Raw genomic sequence first — 14,370 nt, 5'->3', positions numbered from 1 at the left:
AGCCGGGCAGCCGCGCGGTCAGCGGCACTAGGCTGCCGCCATGACCTTGCTGCTGCTCGCGCTGGCGATCGCCTCCGAGGTGACCGCGACCGTTTCGTTGAAGTTCTCCGAGGGATTCACCAAGCTGGTTCCGTCCATCGTGGTGGTCATCGGTTATGGCGCGGCGTTCTTCTTCCTTGCACAGGCGTTGAAGCGGGGCATGCCCATCGGGGTGGCGTATGGCATCTGGTCGGCGGTGGGGGTCGCCGCCATCGCCGTCATCGGGGTTCTCTTCCTGAACGAACGACTCACCCTGGTGCAGGTCGGCGGCATCGCGATGGTGATCCTGGGCGTGCTCGCCCTCGAACTCGGCGGGTCGCACTGACCCGGTCCAGGCCGTCGGTTTCAGCCGATGAACCACCGCCTATGGGGATCCCGCGACGGTGGTCGCGACGCCGTCTTCGCAGACTCGAGGCCCGCCTCGCATGCGGTCCGACCTCTGCGAAGCTGTGCACAGTGGGAAGCTCTGCGAAGAGTCGAAAGCTCCGCGAGTCCCTTCGTGGGGGCATCAATCCTGAACGCGCACTGTATATCCCGCGTCGGTGAGCGCGGTGAGCACCTCGTCGCGGTGGTCGGGCCCGCGAGTCTCCAGAGTGAGAGCTACTTCGACTTCGTCGACGGCAAGCCAGGTCCCGGTGCGCGAGTGCACCACGTCCACCACACTCGCACCCGTCCCGCCGACCACGGTGAGCAATGCGGACAATCCGCCGGGTCGATCCGAGATCGTCACGCGCACAGCGAGATAGCGTCCCGCGGCGCTGAGGCCGTGGTTGACGATCCTGGTCAGCAGCAGGGGATCGATATTGCCGCCGGAGAGCACCGCGCAGACCGGCCCGCGCAGCTCGAGTTCGGCTGCGGCGCAACTCATCAGCGCTGCGACGGCCGCCGCGCCCGCGGGCTCCACGATGAGCTTCGCGCGTTCCAAGCACAGCAGCAGCGCCGTGGACAGCGCCTCCTCGTCCACCGTGACGATGCGCGGCGCGTGCGCGGCGACGTGCGCGAACGGCACCTCGCCTGGCAGCCCCACCGCGATCCCGTCGGCCATGGTCGACATCCGTTCCGCCCGTACCGGTTTGCCGACCGCCAGCGATTCCGGCCACGCCGCGGCCTCGGCCGCCTGCACCCCGATCACCCGCACGTCGGGCGCCAGCCGGTGCAGGGCGATCGCGATTCCGGCCAGCAACCCACCACCGCCGGTGGGTACGAGCATCGTGCCCACATCCGCCAGCTGCTCCAGAATCTCGAGCCCCACGGTCGCCTGCCCGGCGACGATGTCCGGGTGGTCGAACGGGTGGATCAGCGTGGCCCCGGTGCGCGCGGCGAAATCCAATGCCGCGTCGAGCGCTTCGTCGATGGTGTCGCCGACCTGCCGCACGCGCGCGCCATAAGCCTTGGTGGCAGCCAGTTTTGGCAACGAGGCGCCGATCGGCATGAAGACGGTGGCCTCGATGTCCAGCGAGGTGGCCGCCCACGCGACGCCCTGCGCGTGATTGCCGGCGCTCGCCGCGACCACCCCGCGCGCCCGGTCCTCGGAAGGCAGATTGGCGATCCGGTTGTAGGCGCCGCGCGGTTTGAACGAGCCGGTCCGCTGCAGGTTCTCGCATTTCAACCAGACGTCCGCGCCGCAACGTTCGGACAGCACCCGCGAGGCGACCACCGGCGTCCGGCGGATGACCGGCGCCAACAACGCCGCGGCCGACTCGATCCGTTCCAGCCCGATCAGCTCCATGGCCCCATGCTGCCATCGCGAACCGCGAGACATCCTACGATTCCGGGCGTTCAGTCCGCCTTCTTCGCGAGGCTGTGCGCCAGAGCGCCGAGCCGGGCCAAGCGGGCGTCACCGAGCGGGGTGAGCCTGCCGCCGAGCCGGTTGGTGACGAAGCCGAGCGACATTCCGGTGGCCGGGTCCGCGAACGCACCGGAACCGCCGAGCCCGAAGTGCCCGAACGCCGAGATCGGCGCGGCCTTGGACGGCATCATCGGCACGCCGTGGAATCCGAGTCCCCATGGTATGCGGAACGCGAGCACGTAATCGGGCGTGAAGACCTGGCGCTCGCGCATGTGGTCGATGGTCTCCGCGCCGAGTAGCCGGTAGCCGTCGAGGCTGCCGCCGATCGCCAGCGCTCCGTACAGCCTGGCCAGCGCCCGCGCGGAGAAGACGCCGTTCACACCGGGCATGACCGAATCGTGCAGCCGCGGGTCCGACATCAGCTCGGCGAAACCGCTGGGCGTCGTCTCGGCGGCGGCGGCGAGGCGGCGACTGCGACCCATGATCCGCGCGCCGCTCTCCCAGCTCATCCCGGCGACGGTCAGCTTCGGGAAGTTGACGGCAATGCGGTCTCGCTCGGCCTCGGGCACCCGGAACCACAGTTCCTCGGCGCCGAGTGGCTCGGCGATCTCGGTCCGCAGCACGTCGGTGAAGTCCGCGCCCGCGACCCGCCGCACCAGCTCCGCGACGAGGTGTCCGAAGCTGATGCCGTGATAGCCGCTGGTCGTGCGGTGCCGCGGGTCGGGTGCGGCGGCGGCGAGTGCGGCGGTGACCGCGGCGTCGTCGAAGAAGCGCTCCGGCGTACCGGGCAGCAGACCGCGCAGCCGGTGCAGTCCCGCGCGGTGGCTGAGCAGCGCGCGCACGGTGATGTGCTCCTTGCCCGCCGCGGCGAACTCGGGCCAGTACTCGGCGACCGGATGGTCGTAGTCGAGCAGTCCGCGTTCGGCGAGGCGGTGCAGCAACGTGGCGGCGACACCCTTGCCGGTGGAATACGCGACGGCCAGCGTGTCGTGTTGCCACGGAACGCCCGGTCGCGCGAACCCGGCCCAGGCGTCGACCACGGGCTCGCCGTGCAGATAGACGGTCAGCGCGCCGCCGCCGTCGCTCGGGCGGCGGAAGAGCCGGTCGAATTCGGCGACGAGGCCGACGAAGCGCCGGTCCACGAACTGCGTTGTCGGAGGTGTCGGCATCGAGGTTTCCTTTTCTGCTCCTTACCCAGACTAAGGGTCCGGAACACGGCCATCTGGCGCGCCCATCCTGCCTCGAGCACAGCACGCCGCCGGACCGCTACGCGATTGGGCGGCGATCAACGATTCGACCCCGCCGGTCCCACTCTCGGGAGCCGGCGGGGGAGGGGAGTAGGTCAGGCCGCCGCGGCGGTGCGCAGCGCGCCCAGTATGTCGGCGGGCTCTGCGACATCGAGGACGAGCCGGGTGAATTCCGAGCCCCTGAGCTCGACGCGCACGCCGGAGCCGTCGAAACGGGTGTCCCAGAATTCCTTGCGGCCCTTGCCGCGGAAGGTGCCCGCGGCGATCACGCCGGGGAAGAAGGTGCCGGGCGCGCGCACCCACGGCGGCCGCAGATCGACCTCGGCGGGCGCGACTTCGGTGATATCGCGCAGGTCGAAACTGAATTGGTCGCGCAGTGCGAGCAGTCGATGTCCGCCGAGCACCTTGACCGTCACTGTCGTTCCCGTGACCTCGATCTCCACCATGCCGCGTACCTCGCAATCGCCCCCGTATTTCCGTACGCCTCCAGCATCGGGCCCGCCCCTGGACTGACCCTGTGCCGATCCTGTGATTTCCCCAAGCTTCTGGACCGGAGCCTCGGCGCCGCCTGAGACGAGTTCCAATCAGGACCCGGCAGCCGCACCGGAAACTGAGAAGATGCCGCTACGTAGATATGCGCATCAACGCATGTCGATTCGAAGTGCGCACCCGCCACAACGTTCAGCATCTCAAGATCGGCAAGGAAGGCGAACGGTCTCGCGGGATCGGGCTCGGTGCCGCATCCACGGTGGTCGGCGCGGAAACCGACCGAAGGCCACCTTTATGCCGCCCCAGACCGATCGAAGGTGACCTTCATTCACCCGACCTACCTGCCCGGGGTGCCGACCGAGGGGTGACCTTCGTCGTGGTGGGCCGACCGGCGGTGGCCTTCGGTCGGGTGTGCGTGTCCTGGTGCGCTACGGGACGTAGACGATGCGGTCGTCGGTTTGGGCGTTCCACGTCTCGCCGACTTGGGCGAGGGGCACGGGACGGGCCCGCACGGCGATCGCGTCGCTGTGCACCGCGACGGCGAGTTCCGGCAGCTCCGCGAGGAAGTCGCGGGCCGGTACCGAGCCGATTCCGCTGCCGCAGATCTGCAGCCGGGACGCGCGCAGCAGCGCGGAGTCGATGGGAATCGTCTGACCGGCGATGGATCCGATCTGGATCCAGTCCAGCGGAGCGCTGCGGTCGCGGCGGGCGGTGATCATCGCGGTCATCGCTCGGGCGGACGGTTCTCCCCACACGTAGTCGATGACGACGTCGACTTCGGCGGCGCGGTGGACCTCCTCGAAGCTCACCGTTTCGTCCGCGCCGAGGTCGTGCAGTGCGGCGAGCCGGGAAGCGTCGCGTCCCGCGGCGATCACGTACGCGGCGCCGAACCGTTTGGCGATCTGCACCGCCATGTTGCCGGCGCTGCCGGTGGCGCCGAGAACGAGTACGCATCTACCCTTCTGGAACGCGATGCGGCGGCGCAGCGCGACCCAGGACGACATCGCCGGGTTCATCGCGGCGGCGATGCGCACCGGGTCGGCGTCGTCCGGCAGTAGCACGCTGCGGCGCGGGTCGATGACGGTCTGCTCGGCGAGCGTGCCCAGGTCGCCGTCGTCCACCACCGTGTACCTGAGATTTCCGTGCTGGTCCCGTACGACGGCGTCGACGCCGGGGACGAACGGGAACGTGCCGGTGCTGCTGTAGTGCGTGCCGTTCGCCCGAGCCCTGACCAGTTGGTGCAGACCTGCCGCGAGAACGTCCACGACCATCTCGTCCCCCTGAGCGACCGGGTCGGGGTACTCCCCGTACTGCGGCGGGGCGTCGAAGCTGGTGACAACGGCGGCGTGCATGGCAACTCCTCGTATTTGATTGGTATTACAAACTAAATCGAGTTTGGTTGGTAATACAAACCATGTCAAGTAGGATGCCCGTATGGAATCCGAGGACGCGCTCGAGGACGCTCTCGTCCGGACGTCGTTCCGAGTGATGGCCGTGCTCACCCGCATCGGTTCGGAGCACGATCTGTCCCTCACCCAACTGCGGCTGCTCGGCCTGCTGCGCGACCGCCGACCGCGCATGACCGATCTGGCGGCGTTCCTGGGGTTGGACAAGTCGACGATGTCCGGCCTCGTCGAACGGGCAGAGCGCCGAGGCCTCGTGGCACGAGGCAAGTCGCCGCAGGATCGCCGAGTGGTCGACGTCTTCATCACTCCGACGGGCAGCGAACTCGCGCAACGGGTGCAGGAGGAGATCCGCGCGGCCCTCGCGCCCTATACCGACCGTCTAGCCGCGGACGACCGCCAGACGCTCATCCAACTGCTCGACTCCCTTTCGGGAAGGTCGACGAATGGAAAGGCCCAGCCCGACGACTTGCGGGCTGGGCCATGACTTCGCCGCACGTGGGGGCGGCTACTCCTCGATCAGTGCGAGGCCGCGCGCCCCGCGTGATGCGCCGCGTCGGCGATCTCCAACACATCCGCCAACCACGGCGTGTAGCTCGTCGGATCCTCCGCGAGCGCCGCGCGCAGTTCCTCCGGCTGGATCCACGCGTACGCGGCGACCTCGGCGGGGTCGGGCCGCGGCACGCCGGCGTCGAGTAGCCCGATGAGCACGTGGTCCCACTCGTGCTCGACGCGGCCGGTGGCGCTGTCCCGCGCGTGATATCGGAAGACGCCGACCTCGGTGAGCGTGGTGGCCAGCCCGAGCTCCTCGGCGAGCCGCACCGCCGCCGCGGCCGCCACCGGCTCGCCGGGCGCGGGATGTCCGCAGCAGGTGTTGGCCCACAGCAGCGGAAAGCGGGTCTTCACGGCGGCCCGCTGCTGGAGCAGCACCCGTCCCGCCGAGTCGAAGAGCAGTACGGAGAACGCGCGATGGAGCCGCCCAGGCGCCTGGTGCGCCTCCGAGACCGGGCACGCGCCGACCGCGCGGCCCGCCTCGTCCACGAGCTCGACGGGCAGGGCCTCGCGGTCGGTCAACGGCTGGGCGAGGGTCTCGGTCACCTCCCCACCTTATCGGCGGCGATGAGCAGGTACTGGAAGCTGCCCTCTCGGTACGCGGTGAGGAACGGCTTCTCCACACCCGTCGCGAGCTCGGATTTCGTGCGCAGATCCCAGTACGGGATGGTGGCCGCCGTGAGGTCGACCACGTCGATGGGCACCAGGCCGTTCTCGGCGAGCGCCCGGAAGTACTCGCTGCGCGGATGGATCATGCAGCCGTAGTGCGCGTCGATCCAGCTGACCGACGACGAGCGCCCGCCGGTGACGTCGTTGGAGCAGCCGGTGATGCAGACGTAGCGCCCGCCGGGCTCCAGCAGCCGGGAGAACTCGCGGAACAGGTCGAACAGGTCGACGTACATGGTCGTCTCGTTGGTCCAGATCCCGCGCATCACGCCGCTGTCGAAGCCGGTGTCGAGCATGTTGCGGAAGTGGAACTTCACCTTGTCCGCGACGCCGCGGTGCGCGGCCTGGTCGTTGGCGAAGCCGACCTGGTACTCGGAGATGGTGACACCGTCCACCTGGCAGCCGAAGCGCTGGTTGGCCATGAAACTGGTGCCGCCACGGCCGGATCCGCCGTCCATCAGCCGGTCGCCGGGGCGGACGTCACCGAGGTGGTCGAGCAGCAGATCGGCCTGCGCGGTCTCGAGCCGGTGGAGTTCCTCGACGATCCGTTCCTGGCGGGTGTTCTCGGGACCTTCCAGCACCGAGAGATCGGGGTCGCCGATGCCGTAGTGGTGGTGGTAGAGCCCGTCGACCTCGCCGAGCTTGGTGTTGACCCGGTCGTCGTTGGGGTTGTCGTTCCAGTACGCCGCAACGGATTTCTGGTAGTTGGTGCGCAGCACGGCCTCGGCCTGGGGGTTGAGCATGGTCATGCGTGATCATCCTCTCTCGTTGCGGTACCGGCTATCCGACATCTTTGTAGCGACGACTGTCGGCATGCCAGGCGCGGTTGCCGCCCATCCATGCCCACAGTCCGACGAGGAAGCGTCGCAGTTCCGGCGATCCGCCGGCGGCCAGCGGCGCGGCCTCGCGTTCGAAGCGGTGCACGAGTTCGTCGTGGACCGCCGCGGTGTGCAGCACCGCCTCTCTACGGGAGCACCGCTCTTCGGCGGCAAGCACCGTGGGGAGGTTGAATTCCCTTCCGTTGGAAAGGTCTTCGCGTGCCATCGAGTACAGATCGTTGACCATCTGGGCGGCGAGCGCCGCGGTGGTCGTCACCCGCCGCATCGCCGGGTGGGTGTATTCCGCCGCCGACAGCTCGTAGCCGCCGAGCACGTCGATCGGCGCCATGCACGGCAGGAAGCTGTGCGGTTGGCGGTTGGTGAGGTATTCCCAGACCGGCGGCATCCGGCCCGCGCCCCGCCAGCCCGCCTCGGCGCCCAGTGCGATGAACCAGCCGCCGATCTCGGTGCGCAGCCTGGCCAGTTGCGCCGGGCCGGCGTACTGCGCGAGGTGCTCGAACGAGGTGCGGAAGGCCCGCAGGATCGGATCGGCCTGCAGCGCGCGCTCCAGCTGCGGTGCGTAGCGCGCGGGTAGATGCGCGGGATCCATGACGGCCATGCACAGTTCGAGCCGCGGACCGAGCTCGGCCTCGGGGCTGGACGGGGTGCCATCGGGAGCTCGGTCGTCGGCATCCTCCTCGCAGTAGTAGTCGTCCACGGACCACTCCGAGACCGCGCATTTGGCCGCGGCCAGCAACTGGTCGGCGTGGGAACAGTCGGGGTGGGCGAGCATGACGAGCCGTCCGAAGTCGGCCTTGCGCAGGTCGTCCAGCCTGCCTTCGTAGAGGCCGATGTCCTCGGCCCAGGCCAGCAGGCCCTCGTTCACCGCCTCCGCGAGCACGGGATCGTCGCGCAGGGGAGGCGGGCAGTAGAGCGGCGGAATCCGGGAGCCGCTGCCGACCTGCGTCGAGGCGGTGCCGAGCCCGGACGGTCCGATCCGCGCCCGCGGCGGCGCGGCCGTCGCGGGACGCACCGCCGCGGACGCGGTACCCAAACCTGTCGGCCCCAAAGGAATTCGAGCCCATGGCCGGTCCGGCTCGGACGCCGGTGTGGCTGGCGCATGCCCGTTGCTTGCCGGTGCGGCGGCCCGCCCGGTGACCCGTACCGCAGGGCCGGACGGAATCGGTGGGCGCCGCGACTCCGCCGGACCGGCCCCCTGCGCCGGGCCGACGGAGTCCGCGGCGTTCCCGTCCGGCGGACCGGACGGGGTCTCGTCGACGCCGTCCGCGACCGGAGCGGCGTCAGGTGTGGAGGGGCCGATCGCCACACTGTCCGGCGCCAGGTACGGCGTGGTCGGTCCGGCGGTGCGATCGACGGGCAGCCGCAGCGCGCCCGACCCGAGCCCCCTCGGGCCGAGCAGCCGGACCGGCGTGAACCCGGCTGCTGGCGACGGCTGGCTCGAAACATCGGGCGGCGCAGCGGATGTCGCTACCGCTTCGGCGAACAGCTCGGCGGGCGCCGCGCTGTCCGTGCTGGTGAGCAGCGCCACGACGTCGGCGGCCAGATCGTGCGTGGCGGCGGGCGCGGCGGCGCGGGAGAGCACCGACATCGGTCATCACCCCGGCTAGTCCGCCTGCCGGGCGACCAGGACATTGTCGAGCACCCCGAGGGCGTCCGGGACCAGCACGGCGGCCGAGTAGTAGCAGCTGACCAGGTAGGAGATGATCGATTGGTCGTCGATGCCCTTGAAGCGCACGTTCAGACTGGGCTCGAACTCGTCCGGAATTCCGGTCTGGTGCAGTCCGATCACGCCCTGGTCCTTTTCGCCGAGGCGCATGGCGAGGATCGAGGTGGTCCCGTTCTCGCTGACCGGGATCTTGCCGCACGGGTAGATCGGCACGCCGCGCCACGCGGGCACCCGGTGTCCGTCGACATCCACCGGGTCGGGATAGATTCCGCGCTTGGTGCATTCGCGGCCGAACGCGGCGATCGCTTTCGGGTGCGCCAGAAACATCTTCGTGCTGCGGCGCATGCTCAGCAGCTCGTCCATGTCGTCCGGGGTCGGCGGGCCGGACTCGGTGTAGATGCGCTGCTTGAGGTCGCAGTTGTGCAGCAGCCCGAAATCCGGGTTGTTCACCAGATCGTATTCGCGACGTTCGTACAGAGCCTCGACGGTCAGGCGCAGTTGCTGTTCGACCTGATTCATCGGATCGTTGAACAGATCCGCGACGCGCGAATGCACCCGCAACACACTCTGCGCCAGGCTGAGCTCGTATTCGCGCGGGGAGGCGTCGTAGTCGACGAAGGTGCCTTCCAGCAGCGGCTCGCCGTCGTGGCCCGAGGAGATCTCGATGTCGGCCTCGCCCTTGGAATTCTGCTTGTGGGCGGGTGCGGCGGCGGCACGTTCGAGTTGCTCGCGCAATGCCGGTGTGATCTCGACCATTTCGTCGAGCGATTGCCGGGGCAGCACGAGCATGGTGGTTTTGGTGACCGTCTTGACGGTCACCGGCCAGATGGCGGAGGAATCGAGCAAGGTTTCGACGCCGAAGTAGTCGCCGGTGCCGAGCATGCCGACCTTGGTCTGCTCACCGAATTCGCCGGTGCCGATCTTGGCCAGCTTGCCGTGCACGATCAGGATGACCTGATTCATCGGATTACCGAATTCCGTGACGACAGTTCCGGGTTCGAGATCGCGCTGTTCGAAACGCCGCGCGAGCGCGCCCAGTGTTTCCTCGTCGTCGAATCCGCGCAACGGCGGAAGTTCCTGGAGTTCCAGCGGTATCACGCGGGCCTGTCCGCCGTCGACGGCGAATTCGACCTCACCGTTGCCGACGGTGTGAGTCAGGCGCCGGTTGACCCGGTATACACCGCCGTTGACCTGCACCCAGGGCAGCGTGCGGGTGAGCCAGCGCGAGCTGATCCCCTGCATCTGCGGTTCGGATTTGGTGGTGTGCGCCAGCTGGTGCGCGGCGCCCGTGCTCAGGCTCTTGCGAACGTTGTTTTCCGTTTGGACTGGCATTTCGATGGTCATGCGTGGTCCTCACCTCGAGGGGTCACCGGGACGGTCGATGGTGTTTCTTGGGCACGGCAGATCAGCAGACCGGGAAAGGCCTGCGAAAGAAGAGACATTCGCGTGGAAAAGACTTGCGAGACAGTGTGTTTCCAGACGGCATTGATGGTAGGTCGCGGAAGTGTTGCGGCGCAGCAAAATTCGCGGAATTCGCCCGAACGGATTCGGATGGTTACGACATGCGTTCGATCGAGTAACGGCAGATAACGACACGGCGACGCGCGCGAACATCCTGGGATGAATGATTGATTCGCCGACGATTCGCGGGCGGCTGGCTATCTTCTTGTCCCATGTTCACGTGGATCTACGTGTTGCCCATCTGGCTGGTCTTCCTCATCATCACCGGCACCGCAGTGCTGCTCACCTCCGCGGGCATCCTGGTGTCCCGCAAGTACGTGATCCGGATCTTCGGGCCCGAACCCGGCAAGAACGAGACCGTCACGATGGTGCTGACCGTCGGCGGCGTGTTCTACGGCCTGCTACTCGGCCTGATCGCGGCGGCGACCTACGAGTCCTACGACACCGCACAGTCGTTGGTCGCCGACGAGGCCGCCGCGCTCGGCACGCTCTACCGCGAGGTAGGCGCCTACCCCGAGCCGCAGCGCACCCAGCTCCAGCGGGATCTGATCGACTACGCCGACAACGTGCTCACCGAGGCGTGGCCCGCGCTGCGCGAAGGGCGCGAGCCGATGGGCGGGACGGCTCTGGTGACCCGGTTCCAGGTGAACCTGCTGGCTTTCGAGCCGCAAACCACCGCGCAGGAGATCGTGCACGCCGCGACCATCGAACAGTTCGCGCGCTTCGACTCCGACCGCAGGCACCGGATCAACGCCACCGCGGGTGGCATGCCCGACGTGCTGTGGTGGGTCATCCTGGTCGGTGGCGCGGTCAACCTGGTGCTGCTGTGCATGTTCAGCCTGAGCCGCGGCGCGCATCTGATGCTCGGTGGCTTGTTCGCCTTCTTCCTCGGCGCGATGATCTTCCTGATCGCGGCGATGGACTATCCGTTCCGCGGTGATCTCAGCGTCAGCCCCGAGCCGTTCGAGAGCATGTATATCCACGTCATGGGGCGGTGACCGCGCTCACCTGCCATGGAACCTGTCACAGCCGACACATGAGGTCACCCCGATGTGGGAAGCTCGTCTATACGCGTGGACGGCATACTTCTCCGGGGGTCGGAAGGTGTCTCTTCGCGCCGAGCGCGCGGAGGTCGTGTGGGCACATTGCAGGGTAGGGCCAGGAGCGATGGTGAACTTCGGTAAGGAATTGGTGGGTTCGGTGCAGCGGTTGATGGCGACCGCGCAGAACGGCCTGGAGGTGATCCGCTTCGGTGGACTCACCCACGATGTCGAGTCGTCGCCCTTCGAGGTGGTCGAGCGGCGCAGGATGTATCGGCTGCGCCATTATTTCCCCGACGATGCCACGCCCGGTCGTCCGGTCGCGGTACTGGTGCCGCCGCTGATGGTCAACGCCGACATCTGGGACGTGAACGCCGAGGGCGGCGCCGTCGGCATTCTGCATCGCGGCGGAATCGATTGCTGGGTAGTCGATTTCGGTTCCCCGGCGAGCGAGGAGGGTGGCTGGGAGCGTGATCTCGCCGACCATGTGCTCGCGGTGAGCAGCGCCATCGACACGGTCTGCGAGGCGACCGGCAGCGACGTGCACCTGATGGGCTATTCGCAGGGCGGCATGTTCGCCTACCAGACCACCGCCTACCGCTTCGGCAAGGGCGTCGAGAGCATCGTGACCTTCGGCAGCCCGGTCGACATCGTCGCGGGCATACCGTTCGGACTGCCGTACGGGCTGGTCTCCGATGTGGCGGACTTCCTCGCCGATCACGTCGTCACGCGGCTGCCCATCACCGATTCGATGGTGCGGCTCGGCTTTCAGATGCTCGACCCGGTCAAGACCGCCAAGGCCAGGATCGACTTTCTGCGCCAGCTGCACGACCGCGAGGCGCTGCTGCCCAAGGAGCGCCAGCGCCGCTTCCTCAACAGCGATGGCTGGGTCGCCTACGCCGGGCCCGCGGCCGCCGACTTGCTCAAGCAGTTCGTCGCGCACAACCGGATGATGCTCGGCGGCTTCGTGATTCGCGATCAGCCGATCTCGCTCGCCGAGCTGAAGTGCCCGATTCTCGCCTTCGTCGGCGAGGTGGACGACATCGGCCAGCCCGCCGCGGTGCGGGGCATCGTGCGCGCGGCGCCGAACGCGGAGGTCTTCGAGGCCAGCCTGGTCGCGGGCCACTTCGGTCTGGTCGCGGGCAGCATGGCCACCAACCACACCTGGCCGCTGGTGCGCCAGTGGGTGGAGTGGATGGACGGCGGCAAGCCGCTGCCCGAGGAGATCTTCCGGATGTCCGAGCACGTGGCGACCAACCGCCCGCGCTCGGCGGCCACCCGGGTGGTGCACACCGCGGGGACGCTGGCCGAGGCGGGCGCGGGCATGGGCAAGGCGCTGGAAGGCATCGCCAACAACACCGTGCGCGGTTCGATCGAGCTGGCGGGCGAGGCGGCGCGGGCGCTGCCCAGGTTGACCCGGTTGGGCATGATCCAGCCCAACACCCGCATCTCGCTCGGCAAGCTGCTCGCCGAGCAGGCCAAACGGGCGCCGCTGCGCGAATGCTTCCTCTTCGATGACCGGGTGCACACCAACGCGGCGGTGCAAGTCCGCATCGACAACGTGGTGCGCGGGCTCATCTCCGTCGGCATCCGGCCCGCCACCCGAGTCGGCGTGCTGATGGAGACCCGCCCGAGCGCCCTGGTGACGGTGGCGGCGCTGTCGCGGCTCGGCGCGGTGGCGGTGCTGCTCGCGCCGGGCAGCGAGCTGAACCGCGCCATCGAACTCACCGGCGCGGAGACGGTGATCGTCGATCCGGAGAACCTGCGTCTGGCGTCGGGGAGCGGCGCACGAATCCTGGTGTTGGGCGGCGGCGAGGCCCGCGGACTCGACATCCCCTTGGGCGACAACGTGATCGACCTCGAGCAGATCGATCCCACCCAGGTGCGGGTGCCCGCCTGGTACCGCCCCAACCCGGGCTTGGCGCGCGAGCTGGCCTTCGTGCTGGTGACCGGCACCGGCGACCGGCTGGAGACCAAGCACATCACCAACCACCGCTGGGCGCTGTCGGCCTTCGGCACCGCGACCACCGCCGATCTCGACCGCAAAGACACGGTGTACTGCCTCGCGCCGCTGCACCACTCGTCGGGACTGCTGGTCAGCCTCGGTGGCGCCATCGCGGGCGGCAGCCGCATCGCGCTGGCCAGGTCGCTCGACCCGGAGCAGTTCGCCGAGGAAGTGCACCGCTACGGCGTCACAGTGGTGACCTACACCTGGACGATGCTGCGCGACATCCTCGACGCCGGAGTGTTCCCCGCCGGGCATCGGCACCCGATCCGGTTGTTCATCGGCTCGGGCATGCCCGCCGGACTGTGGCGGCGCACCACCGACCAGTTCGAACCGGCGCGGGTGCTGGAGTTCTACGCGTCCATCGAGGGCGATGTGGTGCTCGCCAACGTGACCGGGGCCAAGGCGGGCTGCAAGGGCCGCCCGGTGCCTGGCACCGCCAAGGTCGAACTGGTGGCCTACGACCCGAGCACGGGCGGCATCCTGGTCGACGATGCCGGTTTCGCCCGCCGTTGCGCGGACAACGAGGTCGGCCTGCTGCTCGGCCGGGCCTCGGAGGGCGTCGACATCTCCGAGGGCGGCCTGCGCGGGGTGTTCACCGCGGGCGACTCGTGGATGCCGACCGAGAATCTGTTCCGCCGCGACAGCGACGGCGACTACTGGCTGGTCGACCGCAAGGACACGGTGATCCACACCGCGCGCGGCCCGGTGTTCGGCCAGCCGATCGTGGACGTGCTCAACGACATCACCGCCGTCGACATGGAGGTCGCCTACGGCCTTCCGGTCGGCGACCACTGCCTCGCGGTGGCGGCGGTGTCGGTGCGGGCGGGTTTCCACCTGGAGCCGAAGGACGTCACCGAGGCGATGCGCGCCCTCGACACCGAGCAGCGACCGGACCTGGTGTACGTGGTCGACGAGATTCCGCGCAGCTCCAGCTACCGGCCGTCCACCCGGGCGGTGCAGGCGGCCGGGCGGCCGGAACCGGGTCCGCTCACCTGGTGGTACCACCGCGAGACCGAGAACTACGAAGTGCTCACCGAGACCGAGGCCCGCGCGCTTTTCGGTAACTGAGCCCGTCCCGGCCGCACCGGACCCGCCGGTGCGGCCCGGAACGTGTTGTAGATCCGCCGGATTGGCCGCGGCACGCGCACCCGGACAATTCGCGCCGCGGCGT

At 68.7% G+C, this 14,370-nt stretch carries 12 protein-coding genes; 4 read left to right on the top strand and 8 right to left on the bottom strand.

Annotated features, from left to right (window positions below; all coding sequences use genetic code 11):
• The first annotated feature begins 40 nt into the window (after positions 1-40).
• Positions 41-364 carry a multidrug efflux SMR transporter gene (locus AB0H49_RS28920; RefSeq protein ID WP_355003991.1) on the top strand — a complete coding sequence of 108 codons (324 nt, stop codon included), beginning with the start codon at positions 41-43 and terminating at the stop codon, positions 362-364.
• Between the two features lie 183 nt (positions 365-547).
• Here AB0H49_RS28920 and ilvA read toward each other — a convergent pair whose 3' ends face one another.
• The 4 genes from ilvA to AB0H49_RS28900 form a co-directional block, all read right to left on the bottom strand.
• Positions 548-1,768 carry a threonine ammonia-lyase gene (gene ilvA / locus AB0H49_RS28915; protein WP_357255948.1) on the bottom strand — a complete coding sequence of 407 codons (1,221 nt, stop codon included), beginning with the start codon at positions 1,766-1,768 and terminating at the stop codon, positions 548-550.
• Positions 1,769-1,818: 50 nt separating this feature from the next.
• Complete coding sequence (locus AB0H49_RS28910; RefSeq protein ID WP_357255946.1) at positions 1,819-2,997, bottom strand: serine hydrolase domain-containing protein; 1,179 nt, start codon at positions 2,995-2,997, stop codon at positions 1,819-1,821.
• A 173-nt stretch (positions 2,998-3,170) separates the two neighbouring features.
• On the bottom strand, positions 3,171-3,521 hold the full coding sequence (locus AB0H49_RS28905) for a hypothetical protein (RefSeq protein ID WP_355003988.1): 351 nt from the start codon (positions 3,519-3,521) through the stop codon (positions 3,171-3,173).
• A gap of 471 nt (positions 3,522-3,992) precedes the next feature.
• Entirely contained in the window at positions 3,993-4,916 is a 924-nt protein-coding gene (locus tag AB0H49_RS28900) for a zinc-binding alcohol dehydrogenase family protein (RefSeq protein WP_357255944.1), read from the bottom strand.
• 82 nt (positions 4,917-4,998) lie between these two features.
• On the opposite strand from AB0H49_RS28900, the gene AB0H49_RS28895 reads away from it, so the two are divergent.
• Positions 4,999-5,454, top strand: coding sequence for a MarR family transcriptional regulator (locus tag AB0H49_RS28895; RefSeq protein WP_355003986.1), 456 nt, complete (start codon positions 4,999-5,001; stop codon positions 5,452-5,454).
• A gap of 32 nt (positions 5,455-5,486) precedes the next feature.
• Here AB0H49_RS28895 and idi read toward each other — a convergent pair whose 3' ends face one another.
• The 4 genes from idi to AB0H49_RS28875 are packed head-to-tail and all read right to left on the bottom strand — an operon-like array spanning position 5,487 to position 10,034.
• The gene (gene idi / locus AB0H49_RS28890; protein ID WP_355003985.1) at positions 5,487-6,065 is read right to left on the bottom strand and encodes an isopentenyl-diphosphate Delta-isomerase; all 579 of its coding nucleotides are present in this window, start codon (positions 6,063-6,065) and stop codon (positions 5,487-5,489) included.
• Positions 6,062-6,934 carry a geranyl diphosphate 2-C-methyltransferase gene (locus AB0H49_RS28885; RefSeq protein WP_355003984.1) on the bottom strand — a complete coding sequence of 291 codons (873 nt, stop codon included), beginning with the start codon at positions 6,932-6,934 and terminating at the stop codon, positions 6,062-6,064. The genes idi and AB0H49_RS28885 overlap by 4 nt, the downstream gene beginning before the upstream one ends.
• 31 nt (positions 6,935-6,965) lie before the next feature.
• The gene (locus AB0H49_RS28880; protein ID WP_357255941.1) at positions 6,966-8,612 is read right to left on the bottom strand and encodes a family 2 encapsulin nanocompartment cargo protein terpene cyclase; all 1,647 of its coding nucleotides are present in this window, start codon (positions 8,610-8,612) and stop codon (positions 6,966-6,968) included.
• A gap of 15 nt (positions 8,613-8,627) precedes the next feature.
• Positions 8,628-10,034 carry a family 2B encapsulin nanocompartment shell protein gene (locus AB0H49_RS28875; protein ID WP_357255939.1) on the bottom strand — a complete coding sequence of 469 codons (1,407 nt, stop codon included), beginning with the start codon at positions 10,032-10,034 and terminating at the stop codon, positions 8,628-8,630.
• 329 nt (positions 10,035-10,363) lie between these two features.
• On the opposite strand from AB0H49_RS28875, the gene AB0H49_RS28870 reads away from it, so the two are divergent.
• Together AB0H49_RS28870 and AB0H49_RS28865 are read left to right on the top strand one after the other, a co-directional pair.
• Entirely contained in the window at positions 10,364-11,149 is a 786-nt protein-coding gene (locus tag AB0H49_RS28870) for a hypothetical protein (protein WP_357255937.1), read from the top strand.
• Positions 11,150-11,321: 172 nt separating this feature from the next.
• On the top strand, positions 11,322-14,267 hold the full coding sequence (locus AB0H49_RS28865; RefSeq protein ID WP_357255935.1) for an acyl-CoA synthetase: 2,946 nt from the start codon (positions 11,322-11,324) through the stop codon (positions 14,265-14,267).
• Positions 14,268-14,370: the final 103 nt, after the last annotated feature.

It is taken from the genome of Nocardia sp. NPDC050713 (assembly GCF_040654315.1).
GTDB lineage: Bacteria > Actinomycetota > Actinomycetes > Mycobacteriales > Mycobacteriaceae > Nocardia.
This window is presented reverse-complemented; position numbering and strand designations above follow the sequence as displayed.

Excerpts from the sequence above, each read along its gene's own strand:
- AB0H49_RS28920 (WP_355003991.1), top strand. The coding sequence starts at position 41 with ATGACCTTGCTGCTGCTCGCGCTGGCGATCGCCTCCGAGGTGACCGCG.
- ilvA (WP_357255948.1), bottom strand. The coding sequence starts at position 1,768 with ATGGAGCTGATCGGGCTGGAACGGATCGAGTCGGCCGCGGCGTTGTTG.
- AB0H49_RS28910 (WP_357255946.1), bottom strand. The coding sequence starts at position 2,997 with ATGCCGACACCTCCGACAACGCAGTTCGTGGACCGGCGCTTCGTCGGC.
- AB0H49_RS28905 (WP_355003988.1), bottom strand. The coding sequence starts at position 3,521 with ATGGTGGAGATCGAGGTCACGGGAACGACAGTGACGGTCAAGGTGCTC.
- AB0H49_RS28900 (WP_357255944.1), bottom strand. The coding sequence starts at position 4,916 with ATGCACGCCGCCGTTGTCACCAGCTTCGACGCCCCGCCGCAGTACGGG.
- AB0H49_RS28895 (WP_355003986.1), top strand. The coding sequence starts at position 4,999 with ATGGAATCCGAGGACGCGCTCGAGGACGCTCTCGTCCGGACGTCGTTC.
- AB0H49_RS28885 (WP_355003984.1), bottom strand. The coding sequence starts at position 6,934 with ATGACCATGCTCAACCCCCAGGCCGAGGCCGTGCTGCGCACCAACTAC.
- AB0H49_RS28880 (WP_357255941.1), bottom strand. The coding sequence starts at position 8,612 with ATGTCGGTGCTCTCCCGCGCCGCCGCGCCCGCCGCCACGCACGATCTG.
- AB0H49_RS28875 (WP_357255939.1), bottom strand. The coding sequence starts at position 10,034 with ATGACCATCGAAATGCCAGTCCAAACGGAAAACAACGTTCGCAAGAGC.
- AB0H49_RS28870 (WP_357255937.1), top strand. The coding sequence starts at position 10,364 with ATGTTCACGTGGATCTACGTGTTGCCCATCTGGCTGGTCTTCCTCATC.